This window comes from Bradyrhizobium sp. UFLA05-153 (genome assembly GCF_054185185.1).
The window spans coordinates 1-15561 of the sequence record NZ_JBBIAM010000171.1; the positions used below are offsets into that span (position 1 = coordinate 1).

The 15561-nt window shown below is 59.4% G+C and carries 12 protein-coding genes and 2 pseudogenes; 11 read left to right on the forward strand and 3 right to left on the reverse strand.

The genetic code is table 11. From position 1 onward, the window contains the following. Window positions 1-513: 513 nt before the first annotated feature. From Q2941_RS46830 to Q2941_RS46840, 3 genes are all read left to right on the forward strand, one after another. Window positions 514-3438 carry a GAF domain-containing protein gene (locus Q2941_RS46830; RefSeq protein WP_458196841.1) on the forward strand — a complete coding sequence of 975 codons (2925 nt, stop codon included), beginning with the start codon at window positions 514-516 and terminating at the stop codon, window positions 3436-3438. A gap of 24 nt (window positions 3439-3462) precedes the next feature. After that, entirely contained in the window at window positions 3463-3852 is a 390-nt protein-coding gene (locus Q2941_RS46835; protein WP_027527826.1) for a response regulator, read from the forward strand. A 1016-nt stretch (window positions 3853-4868) separates the two neighbouring features. Then, a complete protein-coding gene (locus Q2941_RS46840) occupies window positions 4869-5312 on the forward strand; it encodes a CBS domain-containing protein (protein WP_254111347.1) in 444 nt (147 codons plus the stop codon). A gap of 816 nt (window positions 5313-6128) precedes the next feature. On the opposite strand, the pseudogene Q2941_RS46845 reads toward Q2941_RS46840, so the two are convergent. Continuing rightward, window positions 6129-7173: pseudogene (locus Q2941_RS46845) on the reverse strand (IS110 family RNA-guided transposase). 181 nt (window positions 7174-7354) lie between these two features. Here Q2941_RS46845 and Q2941_RS46850 point away from each other — a divergent pair. The 3 genes from Q2941_RS46850 (at window position 7355) to Q2941_RS46860 (ending at window position 9621) form a co-directional block, all read left to right on the forward strand. Beyond that, a complete protein-coding gene (locus Q2941_RS46850) occupies window positions 7355-7594 on the forward strand; it encodes a hypothetical protein (protein ID WP_458196842.1) in 240 nt (79 codons plus the stop codon). Window positions 7595-7768: 174 nt separating this feature from the next. Further along, window positions 7769-8599, forward strand: coding sequence for a helix-turn-helix transcriptional regulator (locus tag Q2941_RS46855; protein ID WP_458196843.1), 831 nt, complete (start codon window positions 7769-7771; stop codon window positions 8597-8599). A 104-nt stretch (window positions 8600-8703) separates the two neighbouring features. Next, a complete protein-coding gene (locus Q2941_RS46860) occupies window positions 8704-9621 on the forward strand; it encodes a glutathione S-transferase family protein (protein ID WP_458196844.1) in 918 nt (305 codons plus the stop codon). Between the two features lie 913 nt (window positions 9622-10534). Here Q2941_RS46860 and Q2941_RS46865 read toward each other — a convergent pair. Beyond that, window positions 10535-10729: a hypothetical protein gene (locus Q2941_RS46865; protein WP_156944875.1), complete on the reverse strand. Its 195-nt coding sequence runs from the start codon at window positions 10727-10729 to the stop codon at window positions 10535-10537. Window positions 10730-10775: 46 nt separating this feature from the next. Between Q2941_RS46865 and Q2941_RS46870 the strand changes: the two genes are divergently transcribed. The 5 genes from Q2941_RS46870 to Q2941_RS46890 all read left to right on the forward strand — a co-directional run bounded on the left by Q2941_RS46870 (window position 10776) and on the right by Q2941_RS46890 (window position 13671). Next, complete coding sequence (locus Q2941_RS46870; RefSeq protein ID WP_156944874.1) at window positions 10776-10961, forward strand: hypothetical protein; 186 nt, start codon at window positions 10776-10778, stop codon at window positions 10959-10961. 171 nt (window positions 10962-11132) lie between these two features. Next, window positions 11133-12437, forward strand: coding sequence for a TadE/TadG family type IV pilus assembly protein (locus tag Q2941_RS46875; RefSeq protein WP_458196845.1), 1305 nt, complete (start codon window positions 11133-11135; stop codon window positions 12435-12437). Window positions 12438-12448: 11 nt separating this feature from the next. Next, a complete protein-coding gene (locus tag Q2941_RS46880) occupies window positions 12449-12946 on the forward strand; it encodes a TadE/TadG family type IV pilus assembly protein (protein ID WP_254111340.1) in 498 nt (165 codons plus the stop codon). Beyond that, on the forward strand, window positions 12943-13320 hold the full coding sequence (locus tag Q2941_RS46885; protein WP_084801920.1) for a TadE/TadG family type IV pilus assembly protein: 378 nt from the start codon (window positions 12943-12945) through the stop codon (window positions 13318-13320). The genes Q2941_RS46880 and Q2941_RS46885 overlap by 4 nt, the downstream gene beginning before the upstream one ends. Before the next feature lie 123 nt (window positions 13321-13443). Beyond that, complete coding sequence (locus Q2941_RS46890; protein ID WP_245288303.1) at window positions 13444-13671, forward strand: hypothetical protein; 228 nt, start codon at window positions 13444-13446, stop codon at window positions 13669-13671. Window positions 13672-13686: 15 nt separating this feature from the next. Here the strand turns inward: Q2941_RS46890 and Q2941_RS46895 are convergent. Further along, a pseudogene (locus tag Q2941_RS46895) lies at window positions 13687-14063 on the reverse strand (NUDIX hydrolase). Between the last annotated feature and the right edge of the window lie 1498 nt (window positions 14064-15561).

Below are 15561 nucleotides of genomic sequence, written 5' to 3' on the forward strand. Positions count from 1 at the left end.
ATGTGTATAAGAGACAGATGCAGGTATTGCGGTTACTGCAAGAAGCTTTGCCACCCTCGTCACGATGATCTCCTCTTCGCCCTCACTCCGCGTCCAGCTCCAGGCTACACTGCGGGGCTCGGCGGTGGTTGAAAGTCGAGCGCGCGACCAATGTTCCGCCCAAAAAGTCATCGAATAAGGCAAATGGGCGCGCACGCTGTTTTCTGCGCAGACTGTGACCAGAACGGCACATCTACCCGAGCGGCCCTCCCCGGCGAGATCACACCGCGCACTTCCAACGACCGCAAGTCGGGTTCGATCTCGCCCCTTCCAGGCGAGGTCTTGGGGTTGCTCTCCTCGGGCGAGTATTCCGCATCGACAGCGACAAGGCGGCGAGAGGTGGCCGCCTATTGCGGACTCGATTTACTCACGTTGAGTTCTTCATTTTGCCCCCAGGCGGACTTCTTGCCATAGCGGGAAACGCAAGATTTGCATAAGATTAAGCCTTGTCGTGATCCGCCCCAGGGGAGCGAAATGCGACAACGTGATGGAAACGAGCAACCGATTAAGGGGCGGCGCGCGAATAGGGCCAAGGCTCGCGCGATTGCGGTCCCTTCCGTTGCCGATCTGCAAAAACAGGTCAGCATTCTCTCCCGCGAGTTGAAAGAGACGCGGGAGCAACAGAGCGCCACAGCCGAAGTTCTGAAAGTCATCAGTCGCTCGACGTTCAACCTGCAGGCTGTGCTGCAAGCTCTCGTCGAGTCGGTTGCCCGGCTGTGCGATGCCGACATGGCGCAAATCACTCGCCAACGTGGCGGCGTGTTCTTTCGGGCGGAGGCTTATGGTTTTCCTGACCAGTTTATCGAATACTCCAGAACCATTCCGGTCGCGGCGGACAGAGGCTCGGCGATCAGACGCGCGTTGCTCGAAGGGACAGCCGTTCATATCCCCGATGCGCTTGCCGATCCGGAATACACCTTCACGGAAGGCCAGCGGCTTGCGGATTTTCGCGCCGTCCTCGCGGTACCAATGCTGCGCGATGGCGCCCCCATTGGCGTCATCGTAATAACGCGGAAGGAAGCGCGTCCGTTTACACAAAAGCAGATCGAATTGGCGACAACATTTGCCGACCAGGCTGTGATCGCGATCGAGAACGTCCGCCTCTTCGACGAGGTGCGGACCAGGACGCGCGATTTGACGGACGCCCTCACCTACCAGACCGGCAGCGCTAACATCCTCAAGGTCATCGCCTCATCGCCGACTGATGTCGAACCGGTGCTGACGGCAATCGTGGAGAGCGCCTGCGTGATTTGCGAAGCAGAAGAGGCCCACGTCGCCTTGAGGGATGGCGATCACCTCGTATTCCAGGTGCAGCACGGGTCGGCCCCGGTTGTCTGGAAACGGCGGCCAATCAACCGCCTATGGGTCACGGGGCGTGCGGCAGTCGACCGCAGAGCTGTACATGTGCATGACCTCCTTTCGCCTGAAGGCGACGAGTTTCCCGACGGGCGCGAACTCGCACGCCGGGACGGTGCTCGCACCGTGCTGGCCGTACCCCTGCTGCGCGAAGGCGAGTGCATCGGCGTAATTGCGCTTCGCCGTATGGAGGTACGTCCATTCAGCGAGAAACAGATTGAGCTGCTGCAGACCTTCGCCGACCAGGCCGTGATCGCGATCGCCAACGTCCGCCTGTTCGACGAGGTCCAGGCCAAGACGCGCGATCTCGAGGAGTCGCTGCAGCAACAGACCGCCACCGCAGACGTGCTCAAGACTATCAGCCGGTCGTCCATCGACCTCGAGACGGTGCTCGACACGCTGGTGGAGACCGTGGCGCGTCTCTGCCGCGCAGACCAGGTATATATGTTCCACCTGCGCCATGACCTGTGGCACCTGATCGCGGCCTGCGGGCTTTCGGCGGAGGCAAGAGAATTCTTTCAAACGCACCCGTTCACGCCTGGTCGCGGCTCGACATCCGGTCGCGCCGCGTTGGAGCGTCGAGCCGTCCTCATCCCCGATGTCTTGCAGGATCCAGAATACACCCTCAGCGAAGGGCAGGAGATCGCCGGCTACCGCACGACGCTTGGCATTCCGCTGCTTCGCGAGGATACGCTGATAGGTGTATACAGCATTGCCCGGACGCTCGTCGAACCTTTTACGAACAAAGAGATCGAACTCGCCACCAGCTTCGCCGACCAGGCTGTGATCGCGATCGAGAATGCCAGGCTCTTCGATGAATTGCGCGGTCGTCAGGCCGAGCTGCGCGTCACGTTCGACAATATGGGCGACGGGGTCGTCATGTTCGATACCGCGGCGCGACTTACCGCGTGGAACCGCAATTTCCAGGAGATGCTCGAGCTGCCCGACGCTTTTCTAGCCGCGCGGCCGAGCTTTGCCGAATATTTCCGCTATCTCGCTGAGCGCGGCGAGTACGTCTCGGCCGATCTCGAAGCTCAACTCAGCCGCACGGTCGAAGACACCAGGCTTGAGATGCGCTTCGAGCGTATGCGGCCCGACGGCCGCGTCATCGAGGTGCGCCGCAATCCGGTACCGGGCGGCGGCTTCGTGCTGATCTATGCCGACATCACGGAGCGGAAGCGCGCCGAGCAGGCGGTTCGCGCAGCACGGGACGCCGCCGAGACGGCGTTGCGCGAGTTGCAGACGGCGCAGGCGAGCCTGGTCCATGCCCAGAAAATGGCGGCGCTTGGGCAATTGACTGCCGGCATCGCGCACGAGATCAAGAACCCGCTCAATTTCGTGAACAATTTTGCGGCACTCTCATCCGAGTTGACAGACGAGTTGAGCGACGTACTCAAACCGGTAGCCTTGCCTAGCAAGGTCCGCGAGGAAGTCAGCGAGCTGACCGGCACCTTGAAGGACAACCTCGGAAGGGTCGTACAGCACGGCAGGCGCGCCGACTCCATCGTCAAGAACATGCTGCTGCATTCCCGCGAGGGCTCTGGTGAGCATCGGGCAGTTGAGATCAACGCAATCATCGACGAGAGCCTTAACCTCGCCTACCATGGAGCCCGCGCAGAGAAACAGGGTTTCAACATCACACTGGAGCGCGATTTCGATCCGGCGATCGGAGTTGCCGACATCTACCCGCAGGAGGTCACCCGGGCGCTTTTGAACCTGATCTCGAACGGGTTTTACGCCGCTACCCAGCGCGCAGGGACGGCCGGCAACGGCTTTGAACCGAGCTTAAAAGCGGCAACACGAAACCTCGGCGACAGGGTCGAAGTGCGCATCCGCGACAATGGTAATGGCATCCCGCTCGAAATCCGGGAGAAGATTTTCAACCCGTTCTTCACGACAAAACCGGCTGGTGAAGGTACCGGGCTCGGGCTGTCCATGAGCCACGACATCGTGGTGAAACAGCACGGAGGTACAATTGAAGTTGTGACTGAACCCGGTTCCTTTACCGAATTCGTTATTACGTTGCCGCGTGTCATGCCTTAGCAAGCAGAAGCAGGGGCAGAGAAATTGAGCACCTATATCCTCGTGGTCGATGACGAACCCGACGTCGAACACCTGTTTCGCCAGCAATTCCGCCGGGACATTCGCTCCGGACGTTTTGTCATGGAGTTTGCGACGTCAGCGGCGGAGGCGCTGGAGCGCACGAAGACGATCGCCGATCCCTTACTGATCCTGATCCTGTCGGACATCAACATGCCCGGCATGAGCGGACTTGAAATGCTGCCGAAGGTAAGGGCAGCGAGGCCGAACGTGCCCGTGATCATGATCACGGCCTACGGCGATGAAGCGACAAAGAAGAAAGCTGCTCAACTCGGGGCCGCCGGACTGCTGACCAAGCCGATCGACTTCGGGCTGTTGCGCGAGGAAATCGATGAGCGGCTGCAACGGGCGGCGTAGTTCGGTAGTGGCCGATCAGCGAAGTGGCGGCAGCTCTCATTGAGGTCCGCTGAGTGGGGCATAGCGAACACGCTGAGTTCTTCGCATTTTGACCCTCAACGGACATCGGACAGAATGTACGCAGTAGCGAAGCTGGATTTTTGGCCCCTATCAATGAGCCCGGCTGAAACGATAAGCTGTTGTCTCTTGGGTCGGAGGCGGGCATGAGGCGGCGCGAATTCCTCGGTGCGCTTGGCAGTGCCAGCCTCGCGTGGCCGCTCGCAGCGAGGGCGCAGCAGCACGTACCAGTGGTTGGTTTCCCGCACGGCGGGTCCCCTGGACCGAACGCGCATCTCGTTGCGGCGTTTCTACGCGGGCTAGAGGAATCTGGCTTTCGCGAACGGCACGACGTTGTTGTGGAGTATCGCTGGGCGGAGGGTAAGTATGATCGGCTACAGCAACTCGCCAGTGATTTGGTTAGCCGTCATGTCGCCGTGCTGTACACCGCGGGCGGCTCCGTCGCCGCCATCGAGGCACGCAAGGTATCAGTGGATACGTCCGCCTATCGGCGCAGAGCGGACTCGTTGTGCTCACTGCGAGTTATTCCGAGTCTGACCCCGAGCAGACCTCTCATGGACGCCAATCCATTTTGGGGCATATGTGATCATAGCGCCTTCTGTCAGCACCGGCGACGGAGGCAGAAACGTTGCGGGCGTTGTCGCCGAACCGCTTGATTACTTCCATTTCGCCGAGGTGCCTGACTGGGGTTTACGGGTTGGTGTTACAGCCCGATCCCGAAACAAGACCTGCTGCCTCGGTGAGGGAAATAGACGTGGCACATCCATCGAAACGGAAGGCAGCGGCTTCGAGCTGGAAGTGTGAAGGTGCTGCAGGCGATGTGCCAGCGAAGCCTGCCACCGATCCCGACAGCGGGATCTTCACCGCCTCGATGGCGTAGCCCGGCGCGGTGCTGACAAGGCAAGATATTTCGACTAACCTGCAAGGCGGGAAGGAACAGGGCCCACGACAGGAGATCGATGAGCACTGTAAAAAACGCTCTGGCCCAGAAGAGTGGCGCCCTGATCCGTGTTCGTTCCGGCGACATGGTCGTCGAAGCCTTGCGCCAGATGCGCGACAACCAGGTCCGGTCGGTGCTGGTCATCGACGACGACGTGCTGGTCGGTATCGTGACCCAGGGTGACTGCGCCATCAAAGTGCTGCTGCCCGGGCTCGATGCGAAGCAGACGCCGGTGGGCCAAGTGATGACGGGCAACCCGGTGACGGTCAAGCCGGACGATCGGCTAGAAGGCTGCATGGCAATGATGGCTGCGCGCGGTTTTCGCCATCTGCCAGTGCTAGACGCGGGCAAGGTCGTGGGCGTGATCTCGATCGGAGACGTCGTCAAGAACATCATCCGGGATTTGGAGCACAACGTGGACGACCTGATGGGCTACATCATGAAGGACGGCCCCGGGGGCTGACAGACGAACCGCGGCGCCGTCGCCCCCGGCCGCGATCCTGCGGCAGGCCTAGTTCTTCTACGATTGAAAACCGCTCGCCGAGGTGGTCTAGCCGCCGCCACGCGAAAGTGGTTTTCTCCTCTCGCGCAACAGACTTTGGTTCAGCCCGGCCCCTGCGGCCGGTTTTTTACGTCAGCAATGCGTCAGGCGGTCGCCGCGATCGCCCGCTTCACCATCATCGGACGCCACCGCTTAGTTAAGTGACCTGGCGAGAAATGACCGCTTGTGGCCCCAAGCCGACCATAGCTCCAACCGTTGTCACATCGGCTGTTGGCGGTAAACCGGACGCCGGGGTGTGCTTGCCTTGACCGCTGCTTGTGACCCTGATGTATGGTCCGGCCGTGCGTTGCAAGAGGTTTCGTCAACCTGTCAGATGCGGTCTTGCATCAATGTATCCGGCCTCTGATTGGAGCGTGCTGTGCTCCGGGCCATCATGGATATCAGCGCGCATTCGAGCTGATTAGCGGACAGGCCTCGAACGGGCCATTCGGGTCACCAGTGTTCGCATGCGCCGGGAAGACCGATCTTCCATCGTCGTCTCATCCTCTCGCAGACCTCGGCGGGTAAGGGATGTTGGTTACGTCATCTCGATAGCTCCTCACTTCGCGCCGTTCCTTTGTTCGTGCCTGGCGGTCGTTCCTTCGTCCCGGCCTGCGCGCGCAGACGCGCCGCGCGCAAGGGGCCGTCAAGGCCGGCCGTCGTGCTGTCCTGACGTCTTGCTCTACGCTGCCAGGCTGCGCCTTGACGGCTCCGAGCACGGCGCGAGGATCAGCCAGGTCAGGACGCCGTCGCCTCAGCCTTGACGCACTCGAAGGCGCGTCCCTTGTTGAGAACCGCCCAGGCGACCCGGGCGAGCTTGTTGGCGAGCGCAATCGCCAGCACGTTGTGATGCAATCGCTTCTTGGCAGCTTCGATCCGAGATTTGAGGCCGTAGCGCTCCCAGCACTTGACCCTGACCAGCACGACCCATGCGGCTTGGACGAACAGCGCGCGTAGGTAGCGATTGCCGCGCCTTGATATCTTGCCGAGGATCGTGCGGTCGCCGGTCGATATCTGCTTCGGCACCAGTCCAAGCCAGGCGCCGAAGTCGCGGCCTTTCGAGAACACGTCTCCAGTGCCAATCGCGGCCACCATTGCACTAGAGATAAGCGGGCCAATGCCGGGCACCGTCATCAGTCGCTCGCAGGCCTTAACTTGACGGGCCAGCGTTTCGATCTCGCTCGATACGCGCATCCAGCCGGCGCCAGTCGCCCACCAGATCCTCAATGATGCGCAACATGCGAGGCGAGAGCACATCGGTACGCGTCGCGAGGATATCCGGCAACTCGGACCGCAGGGAATGCAGACCTTGCCGTACGGCGATGCCCCGCTCCAGCAGGAACGCACGGATCTGATTGATGACGCCGGTACGCTGGCCGACCAATCGATCGCGGACGCGGTGCAGCGCCTGAGGGTCGAGCCGGTCGGCTGTCTTGGTCGCGACGAATTTCATGGTCGGGCGTTGGACAGCCTCAGCGATGGCTTCCGCATCTCGGAAGTCATTCTTCTGCCCCTTCGAGTAGGGGCGCACGTATTTCGCCGGCATCAAGCGAGCGTCGTGGTCAAGCATTTGGAGCTTGCGACTGAGGTGATGCGCGCCAACGCAAGCCTCCATACCGATCAAGCGCGGCGGCAAGTTGGCGAGCCGTGCTTCCACCTGGCTGCGTGACCACTTCTGACGCAGCACGATGGCACCGCGGTGATCATGACCCACGAGGTGGAACGAGTTCTTGCCGATATCGATGCCGATCACGGCGATCGCTGTGTTGAGTTTCTGAGACATGGCGTGCTCCTTGACTTGAGCGGCCCTTGCCAGCTTCTCGCACTGGCGGGGCTGGAGCACGGCCGGACCATCCCATTAGCGGAAGTCGAGCGGCCCAATTTGCTGCAATGCGACCACACCGTAGTCGTTCGAAGACTGTGTTAGGCTTTTACAGCGCAGCACTCTTAGGGGCGAGAAATCCATGAGACGGCGTGATTCCCTCACCGGCCTAGCCGTCATGGGAGGTGGTACCACGCTTGCACGTCTGTCCAGCGCGCAAGCACCGCGCAAAATGACGCGGGTGGGTATCGCGACGCCCCGCACGGGACCATTGTGGACAGCATTCGAACAGCGGCTGAAAGAACTTGGATATGCCGAGGGAGAAAATCTTGCCGTCGAGTTCATAGACCTCAATGGAACGGTCGAAAAAGAACTCCGTTGACGTCATGAGTCCGGAAATGGCCTTAGCCGACCTACCATTCACCTTGGCGAATATCCGCTCTCGTAAATAGCAGACGCCGATGCCGCGCGTAGGCGGCCATGACCTAGCTGGCGAGGAACCGTAACCGACAACCGAGGATACTGAGCTCGACGCGGCCGGGTAGGCAGTTCAACAATGGCTGAAATCAGCTCTCACCCACTTTTGGCGACTGACACCGTAGCGGTGTGGGACGTTTTGTGCTCAGGCACATGCAAGCACAAAAGCGCCGAGGAATGCGTTAGCACAACACATCTCGTGTTTCCTTACCGCGGCGTCTACGTGCATCATACAGGTCAGGTCGAGACAGTCGCGGAAGCGAATCAGGTGGTGTTCTTTAATGAAAGTGAACCCTATCGAGTTAGCCATCCTCTTGAAGGCGGCGATGCAAGTCTATCGATCGGAATCGATGAGGCGACGCTGTTGGAGCTGGCGCCTGCCGACTTCCTCCATACGAAAGCTCGACTCCTTTTCAACCGGCCTCGCATGCGTATTGATGCGCCCGCACAGTTGCTCGCAGCACTTGTGCGTCATCGTCTTGCCCGCGGGATGACTGAGACTCTTGAAGCTGAGGATTTGATCCTATCGCTGGTAAGCCGCGCCCTCGGGAAGCGCACATCGTACGCCGCATCCGGCAGCGTAGGGCGGCAAAAACTGGTGGACCGCGCCAAACTTGTGCTTTCTTCAGATCTTGGACGCCGATGGACGTTGGCTGAGATTGGCAGCGCCGTCGGCGTCTCGCCGGTCTATCTCACTCAGCTGTTCCGGCAAGTCGAGGGTCTGCCGCTTTGTCGTTATCAACTCCAACTGCGGCTCGCCCGGGCGCTTGACCTGCTTGATGATTGTTCAGATTTGACGGGCTTGGCGCTCGACCTCGGTTTTTCAAGCTACAGCCATTTCAGTACCGCATTTAAACGGGCTTACGGCCTTACACCCTCGGCGTTTCAACACTTCTCTCGACTTTCCTGAAGTTGGCCGACCGCCGAACGTAAGATCGCTAAAGATTATGGTAGAGCCGGTGATGCGAGCGGGATATCCAGGGCAACGATCATCCCAAAACGAGGGCCGTCTCGATGACCGATATCATCCTGCATCACTACGAGACCTCTCCCTATTCGGAGAAAGTTCGGCTCGGTCTTGGTCTGAAGGGCTTGGCCTGGGAATCGGTGGAAATCCCCGTCATCATGCCAAAACCCGACCTGACGGCGCTGACCGGAGGCTACCGCAAGACGCCCGTGTTGCAGATCGGCGCAGACATCTATTGCGATAGCCAGTTGATTATGCGCGAACTCGAGCGCCGGCATCCCACCCCGAGCTTTTATCCCGCCGGCCACGGCGCGGCCGATGCGCTTGCCTGGTGGGCCGAGAAGACCACGTTCAGCCCGGCTGTTAGCATCGCGTTCGCGAAGAGACCCGACGCGTTGCCCGAAGGATTTCTCGAAGATCGGGCCACATTCTCCGGCCGAAATATCGATCCGGCCGCGATGATGGCGGCAGTACCGAACCTGCTCGATCAGTTGCGCGCGCATTTCGATTGGCTGAATCAGATGCTGATCGACGAGCGCTCATTCTTGCAGGGCTCTGCCGCTAGCCTTGCCGATCTCGCCGCCTACCATCCGATTTGGTTCTTGAAACAAAAATTCGGGCCAACGGCGGTGCCGCTCGACGGCTTTCCGAGGCTGCTGAGTTGGACCGAGCGCATTGCCGCAATCGGCCACGGCAGGCGGAGCCCAACGACCTCGAAAAAAGCGCTCGATGCGGCGAGGGACGCTACGTCGATCGCCAGCGTAATCCCCGATCCGCGAGATCCGATCGGCCGGAAACCTGGTCAGACAGTGACCGTCACGCCGGATGATACCGGACGCGACCCGGTCATCGGCGAGTTGGTCGCCTCGGGCGTCCATGAGATCGTCATCCGACGCAGCGATCCCGCGGTCGGAGAGGTCTGTGTGCATTTCCCACGCGCCGGTTTTGTCGTGATGTCGGCCTGACGGCAAACCCGTAATCAATGAGCGCGTCGTAGTGGGCCACGGCAAGACGACGCCAGCAAGAACGCCTCTGTCCGAGACACTTTCAAATGCCATGAGTGCGACAAGAACGTCTTCTGCACGGGCGTGACGCCGGCTCAGCAGATCGGCAGCGGAAGCTGCATTATCACACCGGACCGCGATGCAGATGCGGACTTCGATATCAGCCGACAGCACGACCGACAGCTCCGGATGCTTTGCTTGGCGTGCGATCATCGCCACGCGGCTGTCCGACCGCCGCGTGACGCGACGACTAGTGGAGGCCGTTCTACGTCCTGCCTCGGAGCGCGAAGCTCGATGCGAACTGCTGGTCGTCGCCGGCTTAAGGATACGGAGCCGCCGCTTGCATCTTATGTCCCGGGCTGAACCCCGATGCGCCGGGATGCCTGGAGGACGAGCTTGAAGATGCCGCTTGCATCTGATGCCCGGGCTAAACCCCGATGCGCCGGAGGGACGACACTTGTAGACCTGGACGGCTCTGCGATTTCCGATTGCCGGCAATTGTCCCACCGGCATCATTTCGCGCGCAGTTCTCGCACGCCGGAGGTGGCTTGGTATCCTCATCGGTTCGCATGGCAAGGGACCGCTATCCGACCGACGACGGCCGGACACTTTAGAAGTTTACGGGTGGATGGAGGGCACCCGGCCTCACCAGTCTATTGGATTGTACCGCAAGCGTCGGCGATCGATTTCTTCTCGCAGCCGCTCGGCTTGCTGCTTGGCGGCCTCGCCCATTAGGCGGTGACGGCCTCTATTGAGCTTGTCAGCCGAGACCTGTTGCTTAATGTTTTCGTACAGACGCAAAACGCTTTCATCGCTCAGCCCTTCAACACCTATGACGCAATTACCTCATTAAACTTGATCAAGTATTCGGGGATTATTGCATATCATTGGTCTCGGCCAATTGGCGCGCGACGCTAATGTGCGCGCGATGGATGTAACTCACGGCCGGGGCGTGGCTGTCGAAACGTTCGCCGCCACGGACGCCGGCAATTGCAATGGCATATTCTCGCCGCGCGCCCATGCGGCATACTTCTCCGCCGTCCAGTCGCGAGCCGCAGCGCCATGCCATGAATCACTCTCGACCGGTTTCTGCTCCGCAGACCGATAGTCCCGACGTGAACATCGCCGTAGTAGATCAGCGAGTTTTCCCAGCGGGCGATGACGGCGGCTGGGGCAAAACTGCTGAGCTGAATTCGTGCAGTGCGGCGGGTGAAAGCGGGTATGCCATCATCAAAGCGGCGACCTATCCGCCTTCGAACGTCGAGCAGTTCTCGGGCAGGCTACATTTTGCAGGTCGATAATAAGAGCGGAGGTCAAATTGTACCCACGACCGGAGAATGCGGCGACCGAACATCGTAATCCCAAAGCTTCACCAAGCCTCTTTTCAATTTTATCGATCCTTTTAGGCCGCCTTTAAAACGGCTCGTAAATTCTACTCGGGAAAAAGTTGCAATCAGCTGCATGAGGCTGCAATGCGCCTTGAACCCTTGAGCATGAACTTCGACCCTGCTTTGCGACAAGCCTCGCCGAGCTGCGCGCGCGAGCCAGGCATTCTTCGACGCTTTATCCAAGACCAGTCGGGCAGTTATGTGATTATTTCCGCGCTGCTCATGCCCGTTCTGGTCGGCGCGGCCGGCCTCGGCACGGAGGTCGGATGGTGGTATTACAAGCATAAGAATATGCAGAGCGCTGCAGATTCAGGAGCTGTAAGCGCTGCAACCGCTGGAAGCAATTTGGCGGCCGAGGCCAACGCCGTGACCGCCGCTTATGGCTACACGAATGGCTTGAACAACGTCACCATTAGCGTCAGTCAGCCGCCGACGACTGGCAGTTATGTTGCCAACACTCAGGCCGTCGAAGTTGTTGTCAGTCAATCGCAGCCACGGCTGCTGTCTGCGTTGTTTGGCTCTGACCCGGTTCTCATCACCGCCCGCTCTGTCGCGATGCCGAATTCCGGAACGGGCTGCGTGCTGGCACTCGACTCGACAGCAAGTCCTGCAGTGAATGTGAGCGGGAGCAATCAGCTCAATCTCATCAAATGTAATCTCTACAGCAATTCCAGCGCGAGCCCGTCACTGAACGTCAGCGGCAGCGGAACGGTGGCCGCCAATCAGGTTTCAGTTTCCGGGGACATCTCCGGCGCGAGCAGCATCACGGCGACAAACGGCATCAGGACCCATGCAAGACCGACTGCCGACCCCTATTCAAGCGTTTATCCGCCGGCAAAGCCTAGCTGCAGCAACGGCAAGATCACGATCAATGCCAACGGAAAGACCAACTCGCTCAGCCCCGGCTGCTATAGCGGGAATATCACCGTCAACGCTGGAGCCACCCTGGACCTCGACCCTGGTATCTACTATCTAGACGGTGCAAACCTAAGCGTGGCCGGTAACGCTACGCTGACTGGAACTGGCGTAACGCTCGTGTTCACCGGTTCAGGCAGCAACTGGGGCACGGCCTCACTGGGCAGCAACGCGATCATCAATCTGACGGCGCCGACGTCGGGCTCGACCCAGGGCATCGTCATGTATGGCGATCGCAACATGCCGGTGGGAACAACCTTCAATCTGACCGGCGGCGCTACACAGATCTTTAATGGCGCCATCTATCTTCCCAAGGCGAATCTAAGTTTTAGCGGCGGTAGCGGCACCAGCACCTCGTGCACAAAAATCATCGCTGACACCATTACTTTCACCGGCACATCCAATGTTCAGGTCAACTGTTCTGGACTTGGCACCGCCAACATCGGAGTCCAAACCGCGCAACTTGTCGAGTGAGGAAGCTTGTCATGACCATTCAGCCTTTGCTCGGAAGTGTAAGGTCAGTGCGTGTCTGGCGTACTCTTCTTCAGGGTGGCATTCGCGATGCGAGGGGCGCTGCGGCGATAGAATTCGGGATCTTGATTCCGCTCCTGTCGCTGATGGTCGTCTCGGTCACCGATATCGGTCTGGCCGTTTATCGCAAGATGCAAGTTGAAGGCGCCGCGCAAGTCGGTGCCCAATACGCGATTACGCATGGCTTTGACACGACAGGAATCTCCGCAGCGGTAACGAGCGCCACCAATTCATCATCGATCACGGCCTCGCCCGGCGCATTTCAATTCTGTGGTTGTCCCGGCACCGCTGGCCTGAGCACCGTGAGTTGCGGCTCGACTTGCCCGAGCGGCAACCTTGCCGGCACCTATGCCACGGTTTCGGCTCAAGCAACGTACCATACGCTCATCAACTATCAGATCGTTGCTCCGCTTTATACGTTTACCGCCCAAGCGACGTCGAGGCTGCAATGAAGCTCCGAGCTCTGTGGCACGACACCCGAGGAGCCACGGCTCTCGAGTTTGCATTGACCGCGCCCGTTTTTTTCCTGTTTATCTTTGGTATTATCGAATTTGGCTTGGTTCTATGGACGCAGATTGGCTTACAGCATGGCGCCGAGTTCGCGGCGCGTTGCGCCAGCGTCAATCCCACGCTGTGTCCAAGTAGCACTGCCATCACCGGCTACGCCGCCCAACAGGCACTGGGGCTAAGCTTGCCGGCGCAAACGTTCACCTATTCGGCGCCGACCTGTGGCAATCAAGTCAGCGCTACGTATGCTTTTCGATTCCCGGAGATTCTGAACCTTTCGCCGCTAACACTGACAGCTCAGGCGTGCTTTCCGAGTTGAGTGGAAGATGTCGCGTGGTGCTGGCGGCAGCAGATGAGACACTGGTCTCTTGCCCGCGATCGGAAGTGGATAAGGTGTGACTGTGCATCTATATTTCAAACTATGCCATACTTGGACACCTGCTTGGGAATCCTGCGCCGACTGATAGCTAAGGGAGATCCAAATGCCCTGCCCTTAGCTGAAAGAGCTATCAACGAGTACCTGGAGGTCACCCCAGCTATGGCCCGTAAGAGCGATCTGCGGCTTCTCCAGCAGGACGTTCTAGCCCAGCGCAATGCCGTGGTTGGTGTTCAGCGCTCCTTTGCCGAAACCGTGAACGCCTATATCGAAACCAAGTTGGCAACTGAGTGAGGCTGCTCGGCAGATCTATCTCGGAAGTAACTTGTCCCGAATATGACGGGATGTCGGTGTCAGACGAACACGGTGGGGTTTTCGCCACATCGCACGATCGATCTCCTTCTTATCGCCAATCGCTAACCTGCCCTTGGCGTTACGCGCAATGAAGATTGCATCGCTCATTCGACGGCCGGAGCGTTTGTTCTTCACCTTCAGTTCTTTCCAGAGGCTCAGGCGACCCAGTTTGAGCTTGGCAACTCCTCGCCAATCTCGCGCCGCAAGCAGTCCTTGTTCGTTTCACGTGCACGCTTGCGGCCGCCTGGAAACATCCACAAACCGTCCGATCGACGCCGCACCAACAAGATCTTGCCTCGCTTTGCAGCGACCAGCTTAGACGATTTTGCCATGCCTTCCGTTCATGATTCGCGAAGAGAAGATATGTGGAGAGTGTAGCGAAGCCGGGTTAGCCTTAAATGACAAACTAACGGGCAGCCGGCCCGAACAGCACCCCCGCTGCACATAGTTTCAGCGCGATGCCATCACGCGCACAATCAAGACGAACGCTGCACCGATGATCAGTCCCGCAAGTGCAAATAACATCCAGTTCTGGATTGGAAGGGTCGTAAAAGAGACTTGTCTTGCCAGCCACTCCACGGGCCCCGGCTCCCGTCAGGATCGAATTCCTTTCGATGCTAAAGGAAGCCGATCCCCCGCCACTCCGGACTACTACCAGCCTCGGTAGGCCAGCCAGGCCAACGTCAGCTCTTCCCTATAATCAGTCAGAGCAGCTGTCCTAATGATGTCTCCACTGCAACAGTTAATCCTGTTCGTTAAGTGACCCGCCGGATTTGATTTGAGGTGCGGAATTATCGGCGCGTACCCTGTTGGCTACCGGGGCTGGCTAATACTTCACCAATTCTTTTTTGACCCGGCGGGGCCGCAGCGGCATTCGACGCTGCGGCCTTTTTGCAGCCCGCCAGCGTGAACCGGCGGGCCCAACGTCGGGGCAGCCCGCCGCCGTTCTGAACCGCGAGGAATCGATAATTTGCGAGGCGCATGGGAGGCGCTTGAATCCTGCATGCCGCCCTCACCCCTTCGAGGCTTCGACCGGGTGCCTGCATGCCTCCGCCCTCCCTCGAAACAAGCCGAGGTGCAAGCCCTGTGGCCCAACTCAATCATGTCGCGTGCGCGATTCATTTGTGATTGCTTATGCAATCTGTGTGAAGATGGGCGTGATGGGCTGGTCACGATCGGGCTCAAGGCAAAGAGGTAGAGCACGGATGTCCGATCGAAAAGACGCCCCGACAATCGAGCACGAAACCACTGTCAAGCAGCTCCTAAGGAAGGCAGCCAGACGCAGGCGTCCAAGTCAGGTCTATTCAATTGTCCCTCACGGCCAAAAGACGGACGCAAACCGTGAGTTCGCATCGCATCGCGAGCCGGCCGGCGTCGTGTGGTTTCTTCTCTTTCTCCCCGCCTTTGTGATTGCTTATGCGATCTGTGTGAAGATGGGCGCGATCTAGGTTTACGATGCCGCTTGGATAGCGGCATGCGTAGACCTGTCCGCCGCGAGAACCGCACACCGCCCGTTCAAGATTACCTTCGGCGACATGCGCGAGATGGGCATGCGTGGAGTATTGGTCTGGTGCGCCGATTACCGTTGCAGCCATAGCGTTGCCCTCAACGCTGACTGCTGGCGGGATGAGGTGCGGCTGTCTGACATCGAGCCGCGCTTCGTCTGCCAGGCCTGCGGCCGCCGCGGTGCAGATGTCCGTCCGGACTTCAATTGGAATAGGCCTCCGACTCCGGCTATGGGATATCGATGAAGCGTGGCGCCCTACAGCGGCTCTCGGACGTCAAGCTGATCCCGGATCATTCGAAGACGCGCCTGTGGGCGACTTGGCC

Coding starts and splice junctions, on each gene's coding strand:
- Q2941_RS46850 (WP_458196842.1), top strand. CDS start 7,355: ATGAGACGGCGTGATTCCCTCACCGGCCTAGCCGTCATGGGAGGTGGT.
- Q2941_RS46865 (WP_156944875.1), bottom strand. CDS start 10,729: ATGGCATGGCGCTGCGGCTCGCGACTGGACGGCGGAGAAGTATGCCGC.
- Q2941_RS46880 (WP_254111340.1), top strand. CDS start 12,449: ATGACCATTCAGCCTTTGCTCGGAAGTGTAAGGTCAGTGCGTGTCTGG.
- Q2941_RS46875 (WP_458196845.1), top strand. CDS start 11,133: ATGCGCCTTGAACCCTTGAGCATGAACTTCGACCCTGCTTTGCGACAA.
- Q2941_RS46860 (WP_458196844.1), top strand. CDS start 8,704: ATGACCGATATCATCCTGCATCACTACGAGACCTCTCCCTATTCGGAG.
- Q2941_RS46885 (WP_084801920.1), top strand. CDS start 12,943: ATGAAGCTCCGAGCTCTGTGGCACGACACCCGAGGAGCCACGGCTCTC.
- Q2941_RS46830 (WP_458196841.1), top strand. CDS start 514: ATGCGACAACGTGATGGAAACGAGCAACCGATTAAGGGGCGGCGCGCG.
- Q2941_RS46855 (WP_458196843.1), top strand. CDS start 7,769: ATGGCTGAAATCAGCTCTCACCCACTTTTGGCGACTGACACCGTAGCG.
- Q2941_RS46840 (WP_254111347.1), top strand. CDS start 4,869: ATGAGCACTGTAAAAAACGCTCTGGCCCAGAAGAGTGGCGCCCTGATC.